Raw genomic sequence first — 21,642 nt, 5'->3', positions numbered from 1 at the left:
CTAGCGGGCGGGCAGCGGCGCCGCCGGGGGCGCTTCGCCGGGCTCCACGGCCTGCCCCTGCAGATTGACTTCGGTTCCCGTTTCGGGGATTTCCGAGTCGATCAGGATCGACACCCGACGATTCCGCGCCCTTCCGTCGGCCAGCACATTCGGCTCCACCGGGCGGGTATCGGCGTAGCCAATCGCGGTCAGGCGCCGCGGGGCGATTCCAGCAGCGGCGAACAAGCGCAAGACGGTGGTCGCACGCACGGCTGACAACTCCCAGTTCGAGGGGAACTGCGGGTTGCTGATCGGAACGTCGTCGGTATGACCCTCGATGGTGATCGGAAAATCGGCGGCAACCAGCACCTCGGCGACCGACTGCATGGCTTTCGCCAGCTGCGGCTGAAGGAGCGCCTGGCCAGGCGAAAACAGGATACTGTCGTTGATCTCGATGGTCACGCCGCGACTGGTTTCGAGGACGCGCACCTTTCCCTGCTCGACCAGCGGCGCCATCACCGCAAGAATATCCTTGGCGACGTTGCGCATTTTTTCGCGCTGTTTCTGCCGGACCGGCTCCTGCGTCCTGCTCGCCAGGCTGGGCTTTTCCACCGGTACCGGTACCGGCGTCGGCATCACCAGCGGCAGCTGGCCAGCACTGTTGACCGGAACATTGCGAAAAGCGCTGACCATGGAATCGCTGAGAATCCGATACTTGCCCTCATTGACCGACGACAGCGCGTACATCACGACAAAGAAGGCAAACAGCAGCGTTATGAAATCGGCGTACGACACCAGCCAGCGTTCGTGATTGTCATGCTCGTCTTCGCGCCTTCGACGGGCCATGGTCAGAAGATATAGCCCTGGAGGCGGCTCTCAATGATGCGCGGGTTGTCGCCATTGGCAATTCCGACCAGCCCATCGACGATCATTTCACGCTGCACGACCAGGCGATTGATGTGCGCCTTCAGTTTGTTGGCCATCGGCAGGTAGACCAGGTTGGCGAGTCCGACACCGTAGATGGTGGCGACGAACGCCACCGCGATGCCGGCACCCAGTTTGGACGGATCGGAAAGATTCTCCATCACCTGGATCAAGCCCATCACCGCGCCCAGGATTCCGATGGTCGGCGAGTAACCGCCGGCGGCCTCCCAGATTCTTGCCGACAGCTTCATTTCCTGGTCGAAAGTGTTGATCTCGACCTCGAGCACCTCCCGCAGCCGCTCGGGTTCGGCGCCGTCGACCAACAGTTGCAGCCCCCTGCGAATGAAATCATCCTTGAGCTCGTTGACCACCCCGTCGAGCGCCAGCAGCCCCTCGCGCCGCGACACCTGGCTCCAGCCGGAGACCTGCTGGATCAATTGCAGCGAATCGACCACCGGCGGCCGCCAGATCCATCTCGCCATCCGGATGCCGCGCACGAAAGTGGCATACGGACTCTGCAACATGACCGCGCCAAGCGTGCCGCCGACGACAATCAGCAGCGCCGTCGGCTGCGACAGCGACCCGAGGTGCCCGCCCTCGAGAAGCTGTCCGCCGACGATCGCCACGAAGCCGATCAGCAAGCCGAGAACACTGATCCTATCCATCGCCGACGCCGGCTTTCTTCGGCTGCCTGGCAGCGCCGCCATGCAAGCGAACGCGCAGTCTCATCACCGCCTGGCTGTGCAGCTGGCAGACCCGTGATTCGGTAACTCCCATGACCTCGCCAATCTCGCGAAGATTCAGATCCTGCTCGTAGTACAGGGCCATCATCAGCTTTTCGCGCTCCGGAAGGCCCGCGACGGCCTGCGCCAGCGCCTTGCGGACATGTTCACCCTCGAACAGCTTGGCCGGGTCAGCGTCGTCTTCGACGCGATGCCGCTCAAGGAAATCGTCGCCATCGTCGGCCACCAAGTCTTCGAGATATACGAGCTGATGCCCGCGCGCATCCTGCAGCATCTTCTGATAGTCGGCAAGCGTCATGCCCAGAGAATCGGCAAGCTCCCTTTCGGTCGGCGCCCGGCCATGCTCCTGCTCGAGTTGCGCAATCGCACTTTCGATGAGCCGACAGCCGCGCCGCAAACTGCGCGGCAACCAGTCGTTCTCACGCAGACCGTCGAGCATGGCGCCACGCACGCGCTGCGCCGCATACACTTCAAACTGAGCCCCGGCCCCCGCCTCGAAACGGCCAATCGCGTCGAGCAGACCGAGCATCCCGTTCTGCACCAGATCGTCGAGCTGTACACTGGCCGGCAGGCGAGCCATCAGGTGGCAAGCGATGCGCTTGACCATCGGCGCGAAGTGCCGGACGAGCTGCTCCTTGTTGATCTGACCAGCAGCGTTATACATGCGTCTCGGGGGGGGGGGGGAGCTATCAGGCGTAGATAGCCGTTGGGTCTATACGTTGGCTCAAGTGTAGCAGTTGTTGCACGAAATGTTCGAGGCCGCCGACATCGTTGTCGGCCGTCGGCCAGCCGAGCAGGTCGCCGGCAACGGCCTGGTAGGCGATCGCCGCCGGCGAATCCGGAAACAGCCCGATAACCGCCTGACACAGCCGGGAAGCCTGCCGCAGATGCTCGTCGAGCGGTACGTAGCCAGCATAATCGAGACGAGCCAACCGGCGACTATGGGTCACTTCGGCGATATTGTCATGAACCGCCTGCGCCTCGCTGGCGGTCCTGGCCTTGTTTACCAGAATCCGGAAATGCTTGCGTGAGTAAGCCAGGCTGACCTTCTTGATCAGTGCGTAAGCCTCGGTGATCGAAGCGCCATTCGGCGCGACGACGATCACCGCCTCCTGCGCGGCAAGACCCAGGGGTGAAAAACCCAGCGGGTGATCGAGCGAGGCATCGACCAGAACGACATCGGCCGGGCGACCGATGTCGCCAAGGCTCTCCAGCAGGATCCGCTGCTCGGCAGCACTCAGACTGGCAAGCTGGCCGACCACCCGGGCCGCAGGCAGTACCCGCACCCCGGGCGCTACCGGCACGATGACCTCCGAGAGGGCTTTTTCCCGATCAATCACCTGCTGGAGATCGTGCCGTGCCCTGGCGCCGAAGTACGCGGCGACGTTGTCGCCCGTATTCTCGTCCACCACCAGCACGTCCCGACCCTGACGCGCCAGTGCAGCGGCCAGATTGGCCACCGCGACGCTCTTGCCGACACCGACACTACCGGCAACAAAGGTCACCACCCGCAGTTGCGGACGGCCAAATAGGCGCCGCAGTCCGGCTGCCTGATCGCCGCGAAAATCAGCCACGATGACCTCCCGCAGAAATGTTTCCGGACGGCGTCGTGCAAGCGGCGCTGGCCATCAGCAGGCCCGGCTCGACGCCGTCCAGGCGATGTGGCGAACTCTCCGGCAAGTCCTTGAACGCCCGGTGCAGGAGATAGGGGCGATTCGGCAGGTGCAGATCCTCGGGCACCCGCTGCCCGTTCGAGACGTAGTACAGGCGCAGGCGATGACGAATGATCACATCGAGCGACGACGCCAGACTCGCCGCTTCGTCGACCTTGGTGAGAATGCAGCCCGCAAGATGCTGCAGGCCGCTGTACGCCCTGACCACATCATCGAGCGTATCCCCCCGGCTGGTCGCCGACAGCAGCAACAACGACTTGACGTCGTTGTCGCCGAACATCGCCACCTGCTCGCTGACCAGGCGATCACGCTGGCTCATCCCCATGGTGTCGATCAGCACCATATGGGTGTGCCGCAAGTCCTTCAGCGTCGCCCGCAGGTCGTCCGCATCCTTGGCCAGGTGCACCGACACGCCCAGGATACGGCCGTAGATTCGCAACTGCTCGTGGGCGCCAATCCGATAACCATCGGTGGTCACCAGAGCGAGTTTCCGGGCGCCGTGGCGCAGCACACAGCGTGCGGCCAGCTTGGCGGTGGTGGTCGTCTTGCCGACTCCGGTTGGCCCGACCAGCGCGTAGATACCACCGCGGTCGACAATGTCGGTCTCGCTGCTGGTGGTAAGCATACCGCGGTCGGCGCCACCCTTGACCCAGGCCAGTGCGTTCCCGGCATCGAGATCGTGCGGCAGATCAGCCAGCAACTCGCGGGCAAATTGCGGCGAAAACCCGGCATCGAGCATCTGGCGGAGCATCTCCGTCTTGACCGGTGCCGCGCGTGTCGACTCGCCCCAGGCAAAGCCGGCCAGTTGTCGTTCGACCATCCGTCGCAGGCTGCGAATCTCGTCCATCACCGCGGCGGGAACCACCTCCGCCGGCGCAGCGCCCCGCGGCTGCGGCCGCTGCGGCTCGACCTGCGGCATCGGTCGTGCTGCCAGCGGCGCCGATGGACGAAGCGGCGGCGGACTGGCTGGCGCCGACGCCTTGGCCAGCGCCGGCGCTGGCGGCTGCGCCAGCGCCGGCCCGCGCCCGCCGGTCGCTTCGACTGGCGGCGCCACTGCCGCCTCCTTGTTGCGAGGCGGCGCCTGACGCTCGGCCGTCGGGACCATCATCTCCATGTCGCGAGCCGCCACCGCCATGATCTCGACGCCTCCCGGAATACCGCGATTGGACAGAATGATCGCGTCCGGTCCCAGAGTCTCCTTGACCTTGCGCAAGGCATCGCGCGCGGTCGCGGCGATGAATTTCCTGACGTTCATACCCTGCCTCCAATGATAGAGGTAACCTTAATGATCCTGTTCTCAGGCACCTCGCCGTGGGCGAGAACCTTCAGCTGCGAGATGCTGCGACGCAGAAAGCGGGACAAGAGCGTGCGCAGGTTGCCCGGAACCAGCAGAACGGTCGGCAATCCGACGTCTTCCTGACGCTGCGCCGCCGCCACCGTTTCTCGGACCAGCGTATCGGCCAGGCCTGGCTCGATCGCGGCACCATCGCCACCACCGGCGACGGCCTGCGAGAGGATACGTTCCAGTTGCGGGTCGAGCGACATCACCTGCATTTCGGCAGCCCCCGGAAACAGCTCCTGGACAATCGCGCGACCCAGCGCAATCCGCAGCTGCGCGGTCAGTATTTCCGGATCCTGCGAACGCGGCGCGGCATCGGCCAGCGTTTCGATGATTGTGCGCATGTCACGAAGATGGACGCCCTCCTCGAGCAGGTTGCGCAGCACTTTCTGGAAGACCCCCAGCGGCAGTACCTTGGGCACCACGTCCTCGACCAGTTTGGGCATCTCCTTGGCCAGATGATCGAGCAGCGCCTGCGTCTCCTGCCGCCCGAGCAGCTCGGCGGCGTGCGAGAGAATCAGCTGATTGAGATGCGTCGCGGTCACCGTGCTGGCGTCTACGACGGTATAGCCGTAGGCCTGCGCCTGGTCGCGCAGGCTCGCGTCGATCCACACCGCCGGCAGACCGTAGGCGGGGTCCTTGGTGACCGTTCCCGGAACTTGCCCGGCGACCCGACCCGGGTTAATCGCCAGCAGGTTGCCCGGAAATGCTTCTCCCTCGCCGATCTCGACGCCTTTCAGCAGGATCTTGTAGGCATTCGGTTTCAGTTCCAGATTGTCGCGAATATGTACCGGCGACACCAGGAACCCCACCTCCTGCGCGAACTTCTTGCGGATGCCGCGAATACGCCGCAGCAACTCGCCGTCCTGCGCCTTGTCGACCAGCGGAATCAGCCGATAGCCGACTTCCAGGCCGAGCACGTCGAGCGCCGTGACGTCGGCCCAGCTGGCCTCCTGGCCTTCGCGTGCGGCTAACGGTGCCGCAGCCACCGGCAGTGGCGCCGCTGCGCGCTGGCTGTTCTCGAGGCGCCAGGCGAGCGCCGCCAGAACGCCGGCCAGCAATAGGAAAACGAAGTTCGGCATGCCGGGGATCAGGCCCAGCAAACCGATGATCCCGGCGGTCAGGAGCAGCAGCTTGGGATTCTTGAACACCTGCGAGACGAACTGCTGCGAAACATCCTGATCGTCGCCGACGCGGGTCACGACCATGCCCGCGGCAATCGAAATGATCAGCGCCGGAATCTGCGCCACCAGACCATCACCGATGGTCAGCAGCGTATAGGTCTTGGCGGCGGTGGCAATGTCCAGATCGTGCTGGAGGACGCCGACGAAGAGCCCGCCGATAACGTTGATCAGCATGATCAGGATGCCGGCGACCGCGTCGCCACGAACGAACTTCGACGCACCGTCCATCGAGCCGAAGAAATCGGCCTCCTCGGCGATCGTCGCCCGGCGCTTGCGCGCGTCGTCCTCGCCGATCAGCCCGGCGTTGAGGTCCGCATCGATCGCCATCTGCTTGCCCGGCATGGCGTCGAGCGTGAAGCGTGCGGCGACCTCGGCGACCCGGCCGGCACCCTTGGTGATGACCACGAAGTTGATGATCACCAGGATCGTGAACACCACCAGTCCAACCGCGTAATTACCGCCGACCAGAAAATGTCCGAAGGCTTCGATGACTTTCCCGGCCGCGCCCGGACCATTGTGACCGTCAAGCAGAACGACGCGTGTGGATGCAACGTTGAGCGACAGGCGCAACAACGTGGTGACCAGCAGCACCGTCGGAAAAACCGAGAAATCCAGCGGTTTCATCACGCTCATGGCAACCAGCATGACGATTACCGAAATGGCGATGTTGAAGGTGAAAAAGAGATCCAGCGCAAAAGGTGGCAAGGGCAAGACCATCATTGCCAGGATCGCCAGAATCAACACCGGGCCGGCCAGTTGCCGCTGGCCAAAACGAGCGAAGAGATCCTGTAGCGCGACGACGCCGGCGTTAGCCATTCAGCGCCTCCGGGACGAGTTCGACCGGGACCGAAATGTCGCGTGGCGGTAGTGGATAGCTGCCACCCTCTGCACGCCAGCTGTGCAGCTGATAGACATAGGCCAGCACCTCGGCGACGGCCGCGTACAGAGCGGCGGGTATTTCCTGGTCGAAGTCCACGTGCCGATAGAGCGCGCGTGCCAGCGGCGCTGCCTCGACCATCGGAACACCGTTCTCGGCACCCACCTCGCGGATTTTGAGGGCCAGCTCGCCCATTCCCTTGGCCAGCAGTTTCGGTGCCCCCATGCCGCTCTGGTAGGCCAGCGCCACCGCGTAGTGACTGGGGTTGGTGACGATCACGTCGGCGGCAGGGACGGCGGCCATCATCCGTTTGCGGGCCGCCTGACGCTGCAACTGGCGGATGCGATTCTTGACCTCCGGGTTGCCTTCCAGCTCCTTGCCTTCCTGCTTGACTTCCTGACGGCTCATTTTGAGCTTGTCGTGGTGCTGCCAGATCTGGAAAGGGACATCCACCGCGACGATCAGCAGCATCGCCGAAACGATCGCCAGAAAACTGAAAGCGAGCAAGTGACCGGCCGCCGCCAGACCGGCTTCGATCGATTGGGCGAACATCGCCAGCAGATCGCCACTCTCGTTCCACAGAACCCAGGCCGCAACGCCACCAATCAGCGACGACTTGACCACCGCCTTGAGCAGTTCGACCAGTCCGTTCCAGGAAACGAGGCGCGCCAGGCCCTGGAGCGGATTCAGGCGACCCAGATCGGGCTGCAGAGCCTTGGGAGAGAAGTTCCAGCTACCGACAAAAAACGGCGAGAGCAGCGCCGCAGCAATCAGGGCCCCGAACAGCGGCGCGAAAGACAGCAGGGCATCGATCGAGATATCGGCCAGTCGAACCAGGATCAGCGCAGGCTCACGCGCCAGCGCCTGGTCGACCAGCAAGCCGCGGCGGAAGATCCCGGAAACGCGCTGCACCATCCACGGGCCGACCAGCCAGAACGCCGCCGCAGCAACAATCAGGATCAGGAAGGTGCCGACCTCCCGCGAGCGCGGGACCTGCCCCTCCTCGCGCGCCTGTTCGAGGCGTCTCGATGAGGCGGCTTCGGTTTTTTCGAGGTCACTTTCCTCTGCCATTTCGAGTTTCCAGTGGAATCGTGGCTATTATAGGAAAAAACTTTAATAAATAGAGCGGTATGTGATCTTATTTAGGCCAATTCTTGGATAGTGGCGGATGCGCAACAGTTGTCGCAGGGGCGCAAAAACAAACAGGGGGCCGTAGCCCCCTGCGACAAGTTCCCGCTGCGCGATCAGCTGAAGAACTCCAGTGCCCGTGAGGGCGCATTGCGCTGATCGCGGTCTGCTTGCGCGGTCAGATCGGCGAGCAATTCCTTCATATCCAGAATCAGCACGATTTGCCCATTCGATAGCGTCGTCACTCCGGCAACCCCGCGCGGCCGGAAATCGTCAAGCGCCTTGATCACGGCGTCGTCACGGCCGGCGAAGTTGTCTACCGCGAGAATGAAGCTGCGCTCCGCGGTCTGCATCAGGACGCCGTACTCGGGTCGCTGCACCTGCGGCCAGCCAAGCAACCGCGAGAGGGCAATCACCGGCAGGATTTCACCTCGTACGACAACCGTCTCCTTGCCGCCAACCTCCTGCATCCGCTCGTGGTCGATCGGCAGGATTTCCCTGACCATGGCCAGCGGCAAGGCAAACGGCTGCTCACCCAGGAGCACCAGCAGAACCGGCAGGATCGCCAGGGTCAAGGGCAGCGAAATGATGAATACCGAGCCCTTGCCCAGTTCGGAGCGGATTTCGATCGAACCGTTGAGTTTCTGGATGTTGGTCTTCACCACATCCATCCCGACGCCACGGCCCGATACCGCCGAGGCCTGCGCCATGGTCGAGAAACCGGGCAGAAAGATCAGATTCAGGCTCTGCCGATCGTCAAGGGTATTGGCCTCCTCTTCGCTGATGATGTTCTTTTCGATCGCTTTTGCCCTGATCCGCTCAGGGTTCATGCCACGACCATCGTCAGCAATGATCAAGACGATGTGGTCGCCTTCCTGACGCGCCTCGAGACGGACCACGCTCTTCGCCTGCTTGCCGGCCAACTGCCGCTGCTCTGGCGACTCCACACCGTGATCGACCGCGTTGCGAATGAGGTGCACCAACGGATCAGCCAGATCCTCGATCATCGTCTTGTCGACTTCCGTTTCTTCGCCGACCAGCGCCAGTTCAACGTCCTTGCCAAGCTGCCGCGCCAGATCGCGCGCGATTCGCGGGTACTTCTGGAACAGCCGGCCAATTGGCTGCATCCGTGTCTTCATCACCGAATTCTGCAAGTCGGAGACCAGCAGGTCGAGTTGGCTGACTGCCTGGTCGAGCGCCTGCAGCGTCTCGGTGTCGTTTCTACCGGCGAGAATGTCCGCCCGCAGACTGGTGAGCCGGTTCTTGGTCAGCCCGATCTCGCCAGACAGGTTGAGCACTTGATCCAGGCGCGCGGTATCCACCCGGATCGTCGTCTCGCGAGCGGCGCCCTTCTCTTCCGCACGGCGACCGGATGTGGCGCCACTCACCGCAGCGCCCGGCTTGTCTGTCGCGCGACGCCCTTCTGGCGGGAAATGCGGCTGCAGCTTGGCTACATCGACGGCCTTAGCTGGCTCGGTTGACGCCGCCGGTACGGCGGGCGCGCCGGACGTAGTCACCGGCGCTGGCGCTACCGTCTGGCCGACCACGGCCTGATGCAGCGCCTGCCAGTCCGGACCCGCCGCCGACTGCTGGGCGGCAGCCAACTCTGCAGCAAGCGCTGCGCCAGGGCTCCCGACGACTTCATCGACCAGTGCAGCGCGCAGGGCGGCCGTCACTTCGGGCGGAGCAGGGGCCGGTTGCCGCCCCTGCGCGATCTCGCCAAACATGTTGCGAACGCCCTGGGTCGCCGCCATGATGGTATCCATCAACCCCGGTGTCAGCTTTCGCTCGGCGTTGCGCAGCTTGTCGAAAAGATTCTCGGTCAGGTGACAGAGCGTCACCAGTTCGACCGCATTGAGAAAACCGGCACCGCCCTTGATGGTGTGGAAGCCACGGAAAATGTCGTTGAGCAAGCGGGCGTCGCCGGGGCTCCTCTCAAGATCAACGAGCTTGTTGTCCACATCCGACAGCAGATCACCGGCTTCCTGCAGGAAATCCTGCAGCAGGTCTTCCATCCCGGCAAATTCACTCATCCTGGACCTCCTAGAATCCCAGACTTCCGAGCAGGTCGTCGACCTGCTGCTGTGTGGCGACGACGTCGCTGCGCCCCTCGGCGTTGATCACCGGCCCGTTGAGCAGGCTCATCACCGATTCGGTCCGCCGCTCCCCGGGCATGGTCTCGATCAGCACCCCCATCAGTTGCGCCTCGAGTTCCTGCGCCACGGCGATGATCTTCTTGATCACCTGCCCGGTAAGATCCTGGAAATCCTGCGCCATCATGATTTCGAGCAACTGCGCCTTGGTTGCTTCGGTCTTCCGCGGCAAACCTTGTTTGAGGAAAGAACGCGTTTCTTCGGCGAGGCGCTTGAACTCGTCAACGCCCATCTGATTGGCATACAGCGCATCCCACTTCGCCGCCAGCGCAGCCGAACCCGCCTCCAGTTCGTCCTGCAGCGGGTTGGCAATGTCGGTTGCGTTCAGCACCCTGCAGGCGGCCTGCTCGGTGAGGTTGGCGATATACGTAAGCCGATCCCTGGTGTCCGGAATTCCGGCTACGGCAGTCTCGAGAATGGCGTGGTAGCCGAGTTCGCCGAGCGTGTCGTGCAACTGCCTGGCCATCTGGCCAACGCGTTGAAACACCCGGTCGTTGCCGGCCGGCCCAGGCTCTGGTGCGTCCTCCGCGGGTGCCGCGGCGTCGGTGCGCTGAGCGGCAACCACGGCCTCGAACAGGGCCTGCAACTCGTCGCTGTCGTCGACCTCGCCCTCGACCTCGCGCAATTGCTGCATCAACGATGCCTTGACCGGCGCTGGCGCGGCAGGCGCTGCCGGAGAGGCTCCCGCAGCAATACTGTCGAACAGGTCTTCGAGCTCCTTCGAGTCACCCGAGGTGTTGGCGTCGCTCATCTCAGCCACCCATCTTGTCAAAGATCTTCTGCAGCTTCTCGGCCAGCGTCGCTGCCGTAAAGGGCTTTACGATGTAGCCGCTGGCACCAGCCTGTGCCGCGGCGATGATGTTTTCCTTCTTGGCCTCGGCGGTGATCATCATCACCGGCAGGTGCTTGAGTGCCGGCGCGCTGCGAATCGCCTTCAGCAACTGCAGACCGTCCATATTCGGCATGTTCCAGTCGGTAACGACGAACTCGAACCCCCCTGCCTGCAGCTTCTGAAGCGCGATCGCGCCGTCCTCGGCCTCGTCTACGTTCGAGAAACCCAGTTCCTTGAGGAGATTTCTGACGATACGGCGCATCGTCGAGAAATCGTCCACCACCAGAATTCTCATCTTCGGATCAGCCATGCTTGACTCCTGGTTGTTCTCTCAGCGCTCGAGCAACGGGCGCAGCGTATCGGCAAGTGCTTCGGCGTCGAATTTGGCAACGTAAGCATCGACGCCGACGGCCGCACCCATCGCCCGATTGGCCTCGGACGACAAAGACGAGTGCATGACCACCGGAATGCCGGAAAAACGCGTATCGCTCTTGATGTTCTTGGTAAGGACGTAGCCATCCATCTCCGGCATCTCGGCGTCAACCAGAATCAGGCGGAACTCGTCGCGCACACCTCTGCCGGTCTGACTGGAGTGCGCGGCAATTCCCTGCAGGCGGCTCCACGCCTCGGCACCATTGGTGGCATGCTTGTGCCTGACGCCCAGCTTATCAAGGACCTCGGCGATCTTCCGCCGGGCGACGATCGAATCGTCGGCGAAAAATACGCCCACGTCCTCGCCGACGTTGGCCGGCTGGATATCGACGATGATCGCCTCGCCGAAAGCGTTGGCCAGAATCTGTTCGACATCGAGAATCGACACCAGCTTGCCGTCTTCGAGTTCGGTGATCGCTGTAATCAGGCCCTGATTGGTCGACAGAACGCTTTCCGGCGCTTTGACCTTCTCCCAGTCGACCCGAATGATCCGATCCACTTCGTGCACCAGAAAGCCGAGCGTCCGCTTGGAGTACTCGGCGACCATCATCGTCTTGCCGTGCTCGAGCGGCTGATCCTTGTGGTCGAGGAAGGAGATCAGCGACAACACCGGGATGACGTTGCCGCGCAGGGAAATCAGCCCTTCGACCCCGCGCGGCATGTTCGGGGTCCTGGTGATGTGCGGCGTGCGCCCGACTTCACGCACTTTGAAGACGTTGATCCCGAAGGTCTCGCGCGTGCCAAGCGAGAACAGCAGGATCTCCATCTTGTTGGACCCGGCCAGCCGGGTCCTCGCGTCAACGCCCTCGAGCAGGTTTTTTCTTTCTGCCACATCCATCGTATCGCTCCAGAGAGATCGCGAAATCAGGTCAACGGCAGCGCCGGGAGCGGACCCAGCAGCCGTCGCGCCAGCGTCTCGGACAAGCGCTGCGGCTCGAATTTGGGCACGTACTCGTCGACCCCGACGGACTTGCCCAACTGCTGGTTCGACATCCCCGACAGCGAGGAATGCATGATCACCGGTACACCGGCAAAGCGGGGGTCGGACTTGATCTTCTTGGTCAGGATGTAGCCATCCATTTCCGGCATCTCGATATCGGTCAACACCAGACTGATCAGGTCGGTGACCTCCTGGCCCGCCGACAGCGCGTAGGCCGCTGTTTTCGCGAGTTCGTCCCAGGCTTCGAGGCCATTGATCGACGCCACGTACTTGACCCCCATTGCGTCGAGCGTCCGCTCGATCTGCTTGCGTGCGACCGCCGAGTCGTCAGCGAAGAACACCGTCAATTCGGGTTTCCCCAGCGGCTTGATACTGCGGAAGACGACCTCGTCGTCGTATTTCGTCGTCTCCGAAAGGATCTTTTCGACGTCCATCAACATCACCAGACGACCGTCCGACAACTCGGTCACCGCGGTCACCAGGCCACCCATTTCGGCCATCAGCATCGCCGGCGGCACCCGCATCTGGCTCCAGTCGAGGCGGAGAATGGTATCCACCGCCTCGACCAGGAAACCCTGGGTATGACCGGCGTACTCGGTGACGATCATGATCGAGCGCGGCGTCTGGGTGTCGATGCGGGCGTAGCGGGCCAGATCGACCACCGGCACCAGCACTCCGCGCAGACTGACCATTCCCTCGACCGATGCGGGCATTTCCGGCGCGGCGGTAATCGGCGGCGTACGCATCACCTCGCGGACCTTGAAGACATTGATGCCAAAGGTCTCCTGCCGCCCGGTACGCGCATCGGTACCGAGCGAGAACAACAGGATCTCCAGCTTGTTGGTCCCCGCCAGCTTGGTGCGGGCGTCGATATTCTTCAATAGGTCGGACATTGTTCTTTCCTTCGCGCACGGACCAGTACCAGCCTTGCCGCGGACACCTCAATTCAATCGGCGCGGCCGAGTGGTGATCGACCACCGACTGCGGACACCGCGTCCCGGGTCAGACCTCGGTCTTGTAACCAATACGGAAACCACCCCAGTGACGGCCCTTGACGGTAATCGGCGCCGAGATGTCGTGCATCACCTCGCCGGTGTCGCGCCGGTAGGTCTGCAGGAGGAAAGGCTGCTCGTGCGTGCCGGTGCGTTTGCCCACCGGGTCGTCGAAAATCCGCTTGGTACGGTTGTTTACGAAATCGACCTTCTCGTCTCCAGTCAGCGGCTGCGAAAACTTGCGGTTGTGGGTTGGCACATAGCAGTTGCGATCGATACAAATCGCGTACACCGCCCACTTGCATTGCTCCAATACGCTCTCCTGCAGGGGCGCCACGTTCTGATCGGTGAAATCGTCGAAACGCGTCTTGAACTTTTGCGGCCGGGTGTTGGCGATCGGCTGGTGGCGATCGTCGAACAGGTCCTCGATCCTGATCTTGCCGGCAGCGATCGCTCTTTCGAAAAGCTGCCCGACGCTGAGCGCTGCCTGCTTGACGATGTCGGGCATTCTGCTGTGCGTCGCCAGCGCTTGGTCGCCCAACGCGCCAAGCTTGAAGACGTTGCTGATTTCCCGGAGATTCTCGGCCAGGCATTCCACGTGGTCGACCGCCACCAGCGTCTCGGCAGCAACACCGTTGTTGGTGTCAGCCATGTCCTTGATCCGGCGCACGTGGTCGGCGATCCGCTGCCCGGTGCGACTCTGCTGGGCGACGGCCGCGGCGATCGACTCGACCTTCTCCATCGTCGCGCGGGCGCCGCTGTTGATCCGTTCCAGCGACTCCGCTGCCTGCTGTGCAAGTTCCGCGCCATTCCGGGCCTGGCCGCTACCGGCCTCGATACTCGCAATCGCACTCTGCGTCTCGCCCTGAATCGCTGAAATCATCTGGCTGATTTCTCCCGTCGCGTGTGACGTGCGTTCGGCGAGCTTGCGCACCTCGTCAGCGACCACCGCGAACCCGCGTCCCTGATCACCCGCACGCGCCGCCTCGATCGCCGCATTGAGCGCCAGCAGATTGGTCTGGTCGGCGATTTCGCGAATCGTCTGGACGATGCCGCTGATCGCCTTTGAACGATCGCCAAGAGCGCACACCACTTTCGCCGACTGGGTCACCGAGGCGGCAATCTGCTCCATCTCTGCCGACGCGCTATGGACGATCCGCATCCCTTCGGTGGACAAGTTGTTCGAGGTTTCCGAAATGGTCGCCGTTTCGCTGGCGCTCTGACTGACCTGATTCATGTTCTCGGTCAACTCGCCCATTGCGCTGGCAGTGGCCAGGGCAGCGTCGCGTTGCTGATTCGACCCGGACGACACCCGGTTGGCGTCGGCCATCAGCTGTTTGGAGGCATTCACCACCTCGACCGAGTTGAACAGAACTTTGCCAACGATCGTCGCGAAGCTGCCGATCAAGAGGTTGAAATCGGCGGCTACCGCCGCTATTTCGTCCTTGCCCTGCACCGGCGCTCGCCTGGTCAGGTCACCATCGCTGTACATTCCCGCCAGAACTTCGCGCAGCGCCCTCAACCGGCCGACGAGATTGCTCTCCAGGAGAAATCCGAGCGCCAGCGACAGCAGGACCAGGACACCCACCGCCACCAGCCAGGCGTTGATGCCGCCACCGAAAACGGCGGTCGCCAGCCAGGCCGCCAGGGCAGCCGCAGCGACCTGAAGCAACATTACGGCACGAATTTTCCAAGCGACTCCGCCCATCTTTGCTCCTCCCAGTTATCGCCGACCATCTCGCCATTACGGTGGTCTACGGCACAAGCCGCCCTTTCTTTAGTATGTACCACAAAATACTTCGGGGTTTGCCGTATAGATGGCGCACTTGGGCCGCCGCGGATCTCCCGCCAGGCGGCGCGCGCCGAGCCACCGCAGCGGGATCAAGTGGCGTCTGGCGTCAGAGGTGCCGCCGGCGCTTGCGCCTTCGGCGACGGACCCGGAGCCTCGTCGCCCTCCCGCAGGGCGCGTCAACGAGCGCGGTAGAGCAGCGTCGGATGCACTTCCTGCAACACCTTCTGCATCGCCCGCCGATTGCGCGGATTGAGGATGATCGGCGAGCGCGTGTTGGCGGCGATCTTGCCCCCCTCGGCCGGATCACGGTAAACGATCACCACCACCGCCGCGTCCTCGGCATGCTCCAACCCGAGCAGCTCGCAGTCGGCGTCGGAAAGTTCGATCTGGTATTCGAGGTCGAGTACCTCCGGCGGCACGATCGGGAACATCAAGCGCGGGTCGTCGAGCGACTGCAGCCAGAAGACCGTCGCCTTGCCTTCCTCGTGAAAGATCTTGAAGTTCCGGCATTCGGCAAAACCTGCGAGCCCCTCGGCGAAGGTAAAGATGGTGTCCGGATCGACCGGCACATCCGTGAGACCAAAACGTTCCAGATCGATTTTCATGGGGTCTCCCTGACCGATGCGGCACCCAGTTGCCAAGAGCAGCAATTTAACCCGATTCGCAGGGCAGCGGCAATTCGATCGGCGCGCCGCTCGCTCGCGGCCGATTCGGGACGGCCGCGACGACTGGCTGACCGCCAGTCAGTCTCCCGGAGAGTCGCGAAAGCTCGCCGGCCTTGAGTTTTGTCGCCTGATTCTGCATAGTTCGCGCTCTTTTCAGCCTGCCGCGCAGCGGCCCTCACGCATTGATGCCTTCTCAGACCGAACAACGTATCGCCCAGAAGATTGCCGAAGAAATTGGCTGCCGCCCGGCACAGGTTCAGGCCACCGCCGCACTGCTCGACGAAGGAGCGACCGTGCCGTTCATCGCCCGCTACCGCAAGGAGGTGACCGGCGGGCTCGACGACATCCAGTTGCGGCTGCTTGACGAACGCCTGGCCTACCTGCGCGAGCTCGAAGACCGCCGCAGCGCCGTCCTCGCGTCGATCGACGAACAGGGCAAGCTGACACCCGCACTGGCCGCCGCGATCGGCGCCGCCGAAACCAAGCAAGGCGTCGAAGACCTCTACCTGCCGTACAAGCCGAAGCGGCGCAGCAAGGCGCAGATCGCCCGCGAGGCAGGCCTGGCGCCACTTGCCGAAGCCTTGCTGGCCGACCCGACGCTCGACCCCGAAACCGAAGCGGCGCGCTACCTCAACGCCGAAGCCGGCTTTGCCGACCTCAAGAGCGTCCTTGACGGAGCCCGCCAGATCCTGATGGAGCAGTTCTCCGAAGACGCCGGACTGCTCGGCGAACTGCGCGGCCATCTCGAAGCGCACGGCAGCGTGCGCTCCGGCGTGGTCGCCGGCAAGGAGCACGAAGCGGCCAAGTTCCAAGACTATTTTGCCTACTCCGAAGCGATTCTGGCGATCCCTTCGCATCGCGCCCTGGCGCTGTTCCGTGGCCGCAACGAGGGGATGCTGCAACTGGCGCTGGTGCTCGACAGCGAGCTCGACGAAAGAGCCGGCGCGGCCAATCACTGCGAAACACGCATCGCGGTCCGCTTCGGAATCGTCGACCGCGGCCGACCGGCCGACAAGTGGCTCGCCGACACCGTGCGCTGGACCTGGCGGATCAAGGTCTCGCTGCACCTCGAACTGGATCTGATGAACGCTCTGCGCGAGCGCGCCGAAGCCGAAGCGATCCGCGTCTTCGGCGCCAATCTGCACGACCTGCTGCTCGCCGCACCCGCTGGCAAGCACGCCACCATGGGCCTCGACCCCGGTTTGCGAACCGGCGTCAAGGTCGCCGTCGTTGATGCCACCGGCAAGTTGCTGGCAACGGCCACGATCTACCCGCACGAGCCCCGCCGCGACTGGGACGGCGCGCTGCACCAGCTGGCCCTGCTGGCACGCAAACACCAGATCGGCCTGATCAGCATCGGCAACGGCACCGCTTCACGCGAAACCGACCGCCTGGTCGCCGAGCTGATCGAGCGGCAGCCCGATCTTCACCTGCGCAAGATCGTCGTTTCCGAGGCCGGCGCCTCGGTCTATTCGGCGTCGGAGTACGCGTCGCGCGAATTCCCGGACGTCGACGTCAGCCTGCGCGGCGCGGTGTCGATCGCCCGCCGCCTGCAGGATCCGCTGGCCGAACTGGTGAAGATCGATCCGAAGTCGATCGGCGTTGGCCAGTACCAGCATGACGTCAGCCAGACCCGTCTGGCCAAGGCGCTCAACGCCGTCGTCGAGGACTGCGTCAACGCCGTCGGCGTCGACGTCAATACCGCCTCGATCCCGCTGCTGACCCGGGTGTCCGGACTCAGCCCGACGCTGGCAGCGAACATCGTCGCCCACCGCGACGCGCACGGCGCCTTCGCCAACCGCAAGGCGCTGAAAGCGGTTCCCCGTCTCGGCGACAAGACCTTCGAGCTGGCAGCCGGCTTTCTGCGGGTCAACGACAGCGATAATCCGCTCGACAGTTCGGCGGTACACCCGGAAGCCTACCCGCTGGTCGAGCGCATTCTCGCCGACATCAGGAAAGGCATCGGCGAGTGCATCGGCGACACCCGGCTGCTCAGGGCGCTGGCCCCCGAGAAATACATCGACGACCGGTTCGGCCTGCCGACCGTGCGCGACATCCTCAGGGAACTCGAAAAGCCGGGCCGCGACCCGCGCCCGGAGTTCAAGACCGCCGCCTTCAGGGAAGGCGTCGAGGCGCTCAAGGATCTGCAGCCCGGAATGATCCTCGAAGGCGTCGTCACCAACGTCGCCAACTTCGGTGCCTTCGTGGACATCGGTGTCCATCAGGACGGGCTGGTACATATTTCCGCGATTGCCGACAGGTTCGTCAAGGACCCGCGCACGGTAGTCAAGGCCGGCGACGTGGTCAAGGTCAAGGTGATCGAGGTCGACCTGGCGCGCCAGCGCGTCGCGCTCAGCATGCGTCTGTCCGACGACCTCCCGAGCGTTCCGAAGATCGGCGGCGGCCCGGCCCCGGCGTCGGCAAGAGCCCGGCAACGCCAGCAGAACCAGCCGCAAGTGGGCGGCGCCATGGCCAGCGCCTTTGCCCGCCTGAAGCGCTGAATGAGGACCTGCCGCAGCGGCGCTGCAGCTGGCGTGAACCAAGCCAGCTTGGCGGCGTGCACGCCGCGACTGCGCAGCTCGAAGTGTTTGCCTACGCGGACCTGGCACCACGGACCCTGATCGGATCGCCCCATGTTTCAGTCAATCATTTTCGACCTCGACGGCACGCTGATCGACTCCCGCGCCGCCATCCTGGACGCCTTCGGCAAGGCACTGGCGGCACGAGCGATGCAGCCGCTGATCGCGCTGTCGGCGGTGCGCATCGGTCCGCCGCTTGCCGAGACACTGCGCGAACTGACCGGCAGCAGCGACCCGGCGCTGCTCGATTCGCTCGCCGAGCACTTCAAGGCCCACTACGACAGCACGGGCTACCAGGCCAGCGAAGTCTTCGCCGGCATCCCCGAACTGCTGGAAGCGCTGGCAGCCACTGGCGCGCGGTGTTTTCTGGCGACCAACAAGCGCTATCTGCCGACCTGCCTGATTCTGCAGCACCTGCGTTGGCAGAAGTACTTCGAGGCGGTGTACGCGCTGGATCGCGAAACGCCGCGATTGCCCGACAAGACGGCGATGCTCGCCCACCTCGTCGCCGAGCAGGCGCTGGACGCGCGAAACAGCATCTATGTCGGTGACACGCCCGAAGACGAGGCCGCCGCCGACGCCAACGGCCTGCCCTTCGCCGCCGTCGGCTGGGGTTACGGCAGCTTTCCGGCGACCGGCATGCGCTGCCTCGCGACGCCGCGCGAGCTGATCGCCTTCCTGACGCAATGACCGCGGCGGCCAGCGCCCTTGGCCGCCTGCAGCGCTGCGCGAAGGCTATATAATCGGCAGCGGCCGCGTACCAGCGGCGCGCTCCCGACCATCCCCCACCACTCCCGCCGATACCATGACCAAGACCTCCGGACCAGCCGCTGCCAAAGATCGCAAGACTGCTTCCCGCGCCGCTGCCGAACCTCGTCTGTCGCGCCAGCGCAAACCCGCGGACCTGCCGACGGATGACTGGCAACGAGCCTTGCGCCGGCAATTCGGCCGCGAGCAGCGCTTCGACTTCGAGAACCTCGACGACGATCCGGTGTTCTCCGATTTCGCCGTGCTCAACCCGGACAGCGGCCGCCGCTACCGGGTCGTCATCCGCGGCGCCAAGGCGGGCGACAACCGCTGCTCGTGCCCTGATTTCGCGACCAACGATCTCGGAACCTGCAAGCACATCGAATTCACCCTCGCGCAACTCACGGCGCAGCCGGCGGGCCAGGCGGCACTCGGACGCGGCTTTGCCGGATCGTTCAGCGAGCTGTTTCTCGACTACGCCGGGCAGCGGCGCGTCCGCCTGCGTCTCGGCAGCGACTTTCCCACCGAGCTGCGGCCGGCAGTAGACCGTCTGTTCGACCCCGCCAGCGGCTGGCAACTGTCGCCGGAACGCTTCGCCTATCTCCCGGAGTTCATCGAAAGCGTCCGCGCCGCCGCCCACGAACTGCGCTGCCAGGACGACGCGCTGGCCTTCGTCGCCGAAGTCCGCGACGGCGAGGCGCGCCGCAAGACGCTGGCCGCCCTCTATCCGATGGGTGCTGACAGCCCCGACCTGCAGACACTGCTCAAGGTGGCGCTGTATCCGTACCAGCGCGAGGGCGTGCTCTTTGCCGCGCGCGCGGGCCGGGCTTTGATCGGCGACGAAATGGGCCTCGGCAAGACCGTGCAGGCGATCGCCGCGATGGAAGTGTTCGCCCGGCATTTTGCCGCCGAGCGCGTGCTGATCGTCTGCCCGACCTCGCTCAAGCACCAATGGGAGCGCGAGATCGCGCGCTTCAGCGAGCGCCGCGCGACGGTGATCGGCGGCCTGCGCGCGGTCCGCCAGGCGCGCTATGCGCAGGACGACTTCTGCAAGATCACCAACTACGAAACGCTCGGCCGCGACCTCGACCTGATCCAGGCGTGGGCGCCGGACGTGGTGATCGTCGACGAAGCGCAGCGGATCAAGAACTGGAACACCATCGCCGCGCGCGCGCTGAAGCGCATCGACAGCACCTACGCGCTGGTGCTGACCGGCACGCCGCTGGAAAACCGGCTCGAGGAACTGATCTCGATCGTCCAGTTCGTCGACCAGCATCGCCTCGGGCCGACCTGGCGGCTGCTCGACGAACACCAGCAGCGCGACGAGCGCGGCCGCGTCATCGGCTACCACAATCTGCAACAGATCGGCCAGACGCTGGCGCCGATCATGCTGCGCCGGCGCAAGGCGGCGGTGCTCGAACAACTCCCCGAGCGCGTCGACAACACGCTGTTCGTACCGATGACGCCGCAGCAGGCGGATCACCACGAAGAAAACCGCCTGCAGGTGGCACGCATCGTCCAGCGCTGGCGCCACACCGGTTTTCTCTCCGAAAAGGACCAGCTGCGAATGCGCTGCGCGTTGCAGAACATGCGCATGTCGTGCAACAGCACCTTCCTGCTCGACCACCAGACCGACCATGGCTACAAGGCCGACGAACTGGCGGCGCTGCTCGACGACATCCTCGACGACCCGCAAGCGAAGGTCGTCGTCTTCAGCCAGTGGTTGCGCACCCACGAGCTGATCATCCGGCGCTTGAGCGAGCGCGGCTGGGAGCATGTGCTGTTCCACGGCGGCGTCGCTGGCGACAAGCGCGGCGCGCTGGTCGACCGCTTCAACCGGGACCCCGCCTGCCGGGTGTTCCTGAGCACCGATGCCGGCGGCGTCGGCCTCAACCTGCAGCACGCCGCGGCGGTCGTGGTGAATATGGACCTGCCGTGGAATCCGGCGGTACTCGAACAGCGCATCGGCCGCGTGCACCGGCTGGGCCAGACCCGCGGCGTGCAAGTGATCAACTTCGTCGCCCGCGGAACCATCGAAGAAGGGATGCTTTCGGTCCTGGCGTTCAAGCAGTCGCTATTCGCCGGCGTCCTCGACGGCGGCGAAAGCGAGGTCGCCCTGCAAGGCACCCGCCTGTCCAAGTTCATGGAGGCGGTCGAGCAGGCCACCGGTGGCGTCGAGGCCCCGGCTGCCAGCGAAGACGACAGGCAGGACACGCCGCCGCTGGCGGCCACCGGCGGCTCCGACCCGGACGAAGACGCAGCCGGCGATCCAGCGGGCCGCGCGGCGCCAGCGGCCGGAGGCGAAGCCGATGGACTGCCTGGCAACGAGCCCAGCCCTCCGTTGGAGCGGTCGGAGCAGACCGAGCAGCGCTCCAGCGAAGTGACTCCGCCGGGCGCCGCCAATCCGTGGGCACCGCTGCTCGCGGCCGGCGCACAGCTGCTCGGTGAACTGGCGGCCGCGTCGCAGGGCGAGCGTGAATCGACCCTGGTACAGACCGACCCAGCGACCGGCCAGCGCTATCTCAGGCTGCCGGTACCTGACGCGCAAACCGTTCAGAGCCTGGCCGAAGGGCTGTTGGGTCTATTCGGCCAGCGGAGATAGAGTCGCCGGCCAGCGCGGCCCGTGCAGCGTGAACGCGAAAACCCGGCAGGAGCACGCTTTG

At 64.3% G+C, this 21,642-nt stretch carries 17 protein-coding genes; 3 read left to right on the top strand and 14 right to left on the bottom strand.

All coding sequences use genetic code 11. The features are described from left to right. From motD to fliW, 14 genes are all read right to left on the bottom strand, one after another. Positions 1-825 (bottom strand): flagellar motor protein MotD, encoded by an 825-nt coding sequence (gene motD, locus Q1L50_RS19080; protein ID WP_300341832.1) that lies wholly within the window; start codon positions 823-825, stop codon positions 1-3. A gap of 2 nt (positions 826-827) precedes the next feature. After that, positions 828-1,568 carry a flagellar motor protein gene (locus tag Q1L50_RS19075; RefSeq protein ID WP_300341830.1) on the bottom strand — a complete coding sequence of 247 codons (741 nt, stop codon included), beginning with the start codon at positions 1,566-1,568 and terminating at the stop codon, positions 828-830. Beyond that, the gene (locus tag Q1L50_RS19070; RefSeq protein ID WP_300341829.1) at positions 1,561-2,310 is read right to left on the bottom strand and encodes an RNA polymerase sigma factor FliA; all 750 of its coding nucleotides are present in this window, start codon (positions 2,308-2,310) and stop codon (positions 1,561-1,563) included. The genes Q1L50_RS19075 and Q1L50_RS19070 overlap by 8 nt, the downstream gene beginning before the upstream one ends. Before the next feature lie 25 nt (positions 2,311-2,335). Then, complete coding sequence (locus Q1L50_RS19065; RefSeq protein ID WP_300341827.1) at positions 2,336-3,220, bottom strand: AAA family ATPase; 885 nt, start codon at positions 3,218-3,220, stop codon at positions 2,336-2,338. Then, positions 3,213-4,574, bottom strand: coding sequence for a flagellar biosynthesis protein FlhF (gene flhF, locus Q1L50_RS19060; protein WP_300341826.1), 1,362 nt, complete (start codon positions 4,572-4,574; stop codon positions 3,213-3,215). The genes Q1L50_RS19065 and flhF overlap by 8 nt, the downstream gene beginning before the upstream one ends. Further along, on the bottom strand, positions 4,571-6,658 hold the full coding sequence (gene flhA, locus Q1L50_RS19055; RefSeq protein WP_300341824.1) for a flagellar biosynthesis protein FlhA: 2,088 nt from the start codon (positions 6,656-6,658) through the stop codon (positions 4,571-4,573). The genes flhF and flhA overlap by 4 nt, the downstream gene beginning before the upstream one ends. Next, positions 6,651-7,790 carry a flagellar biosynthesis protein FlhB gene (gene flhB / locus Q1L50_RS19050; protein WP_300341822.1) on the bottom strand — a complete coding sequence of 380 codons (1,140 nt, stop codon included), beginning with the start codon at positions 7,788-7,790 and terminating at the stop codon, positions 6,651-6,653. The genes flhA and flhB overlap by 8 nt, the downstream gene beginning before the upstream one ends. 173 nt (positions 7,791-7,963) lie before the next feature. Then, the gene (locus Q1L50_RS19045) at positions 7,964-9,880 is read right to left on the bottom strand and encodes a chemotaxis protein CheA (RefSeq protein WP_300341821.1); all 1,917 of its coding nucleotides are present in this window, start codon (positions 9,878-9,880) and stop codon (positions 7,964-7,966) included. A gap of 10 nt (positions 9,881-9,890) precedes the next feature. Beyond that, the gene (gene cheZ / locus Q1L50_RS19040) at positions 9,891-10,751 is read right to left on the bottom strand and encodes a protein phosphatase CheZ (RefSeq protein WP_300341819.1); all 861 of its coding nucleotides are present in this window, start codon (positions 10,749-10,751) and stop codon (positions 9,891-9,893) included. A gap of 1 nt (position 10,752) precedes the next feature. Beyond that, positions 10,753-11,142: a chemotaxis response regulator CheY gene (gene cheY, locus Q1L50_RS19035; RefSeq protein WP_295507459.1), complete on the bottom strand. Its 390-nt coding sequence runs from the start codon at positions 11,140-11,142 to the stop codon at positions 10,753-10,755. Between the two features lie 21 nt (positions 11,143-11,163). Beyond that, complete coding sequence (locus tag Q1L50_RS19030) at positions 11,164-12,102, bottom strand: chemotaxis protein (protein WP_300341816.1); 939 nt, start codon at positions 12,100-12,102, stop codon at positions 11,164-11,166. A 26-nt stretch (positions 12,103-12,128) separates the two neighbouring features. Continuing rightward, entirely contained in the window at positions 12,129-13,097 is a 969-nt protein-coding gene (locus Q1L50_RS19025; RefSeq protein WP_300341815.1) for a chemotaxis protein, read from the bottom strand. 109 nt (positions 13,098-13,206) lie between these two features. After that, a complete protein-coding gene (locus Q1L50_RS19020) occupies positions 13,207-14,871 on the bottom strand; it encodes a methyl-accepting chemotaxis protein (protein ID WP_300341813.1) in 1,665 nt (554 codons plus the stop codon). A gap of 293 nt (positions 14,872-15,164) precedes the next feature. Then, on the bottom strand, positions 15,165-15,593 hold the full coding sequence (gene fliW, locus Q1L50_RS19015) for a flagellar assembly protein FliW (RefSeq protein WP_300341812.1): 429 nt from the start codon (positions 15,591-15,593) through the stop codon (positions 15,165-15,167). 245 nt (positions 15,594-15,838) lie between these two features. Here fliW and Q1L50_RS19010 point away from each other — a divergent pair, with 245 nt between their 5' ends. The 3 genes from Q1L50_RS19010 (at position 15,839) to Q1L50_RS19000 (ending at position 21,581) form a co-directional block, all read left to right on the top strand. Beyond that, positions 15,839-18,154, top strand: a complete 2,316-nt coding sequence (locus Q1L50_RS19010) for a Tex family protein (protein ID WP_300341810.1) — start codon at positions 15,839-15,841, stop codon at positions 18,152-18,154. Positions 18,155-18,286: 132 nt separating this feature from the next. Then, on the top strand, positions 18,287-18,922 hold the full coding sequence (locus tag Q1L50_RS19005; protein ID WP_300341808.1) for an HAD hydrolase-like protein: 636 nt from the start codon (positions 18,287-18,289) through the stop codon (positions 18,920-18,922). A 115-nt stretch (positions 18,923-19,037) separates the two neighbouring features. Beyond that, positions 19,038-21,581, top strand: a complete 2,544-nt coding sequence (locus tag Q1L50_RS19000; protein ID WP_300341806.1) for a DEAD/DEAH box helicase — start codon at positions 19,038-19,040, stop codon at positions 21,579-21,581. The last annotated feature ends 61 nt before the right edge of the window (positions 21,582-21,642 follow it).

This window comes from Accumulibacter sp. (genome assembly GCF_029255145.1).
Lineage (GTDB): Bacteria > Pseudomonadota > Gammaproteobacteria > Burkholderiales > Rhodocyclaceae > Accumulibacter.
The sequence above is the reverse complement of the archived record's forward strand: the minus strand, read 5'-3'. Positions and strand labels throughout refer to the sequence as shown.

Coding starts and splice junctions, on each gene's coding strand:
- motD (WP_300341832.1), bottom strand. CDS start 825: ATGGCCCGTCGAAGGCGCGAAGACGAGCATGACAATCACGAACGCTGG.
- Q1L50_RS19075 (WP_300341830.1), bottom strand. CDS start 1,568: ATGGATAGGATCAGTGTTCTCGGCTTGCTGATCGGCTTCGTGGCGATC.
- Q1L50_RS19070 (WP_300341829.1), bottom strand. CDS start 2,310: ATGTATAACGCTGCTGGTCAGATCAACAAGGAGCAGCTCGTCCGGCAC.
- flhF (WP_300341826.1), bottom strand. CDS start 4,574: ATGAACGTCAGGAAATTCATCGCCGCGACCGCGCGCGATGCCTTGCGC.
- flhA (WP_300341824.1), bottom strand. CDS start 6,658: ATGGCTAACGCCGGCGTCGTCGCGCTACAGGATCTCTTCGCTCGTTTT.
- flhB (WP_300341822.1), bottom strand. CDS start 7,790: ATGGCAGAGGAAAGTGACCTCGAAAAAACCGAAGCCGCCTCATCGAGA.
- Q1L50_RS19045 (WP_300341821.1), bottom strand. CDS start 9,880: ATGAGTGAATTTGCCGGGATGGAAGACCTGCTGCAGGATTTCCTGCAG.
- cheZ (WP_300341819.1), bottom strand. CDS start 10,751: ATGAGCGACGCCAACACCTCGGGTGACTCGAAGGAGCTCGAAGACCTG.
- cheY (WP_295507459.1), bottom strand. CDS start 11,142: ATGGCTGATCCGAAGATGAGAATTCTGGTGGTGGACGATTTCTCGACG.
- Q1L50_RS19030 (WP_300341816.1), bottom strand. CDS start 12,102: ATGGATGTGGCAGAAAGAAAAAACCTGCTCGAGGGCGTTGACGCGAGG.
- Q1L50_RS19025 (WP_300341815.1), bottom strand. CDS start 13,097: ATGTCCGACCTATTGAAGAATATCGACGCCCGCACCAAGCTGGCGGGG.
- Q1L50_RS19020 (WP_300341813.1), bottom strand. CDS start 14,871: ATGTTGCTTCAGGTCGCTGCGGCTGCCCTGGCGGCCTGGCTGGCGACC.
- fliW (WP_300341812.1), bottom strand. CDS start 15,593: ATGAAAATCGATCTGGAACGTTTTGGTCTCACGGATGTGCCGGTCGAT.
- Q1L50_RS19010 (WP_300341810.1), top strand. CDS start 15,839: ATGCCTTCTCAGACCGAACAACGTATCGCCCAGAAGATTGCCGAAGAA.
- Q1L50_RS19005 (WP_300341808.1), top strand. CDS start 18,287: ATGTTTCAGTCAATCATTTTCGACCTCGACGGCACGCTGATCGACTCC.
- Q1L50_RS19000 (WP_300341806.1), top strand. CDS start 19,038: ATGACCAAGACCTCCGGACCAGCCGCTGCCAAAGATCGCAAGACTGCT.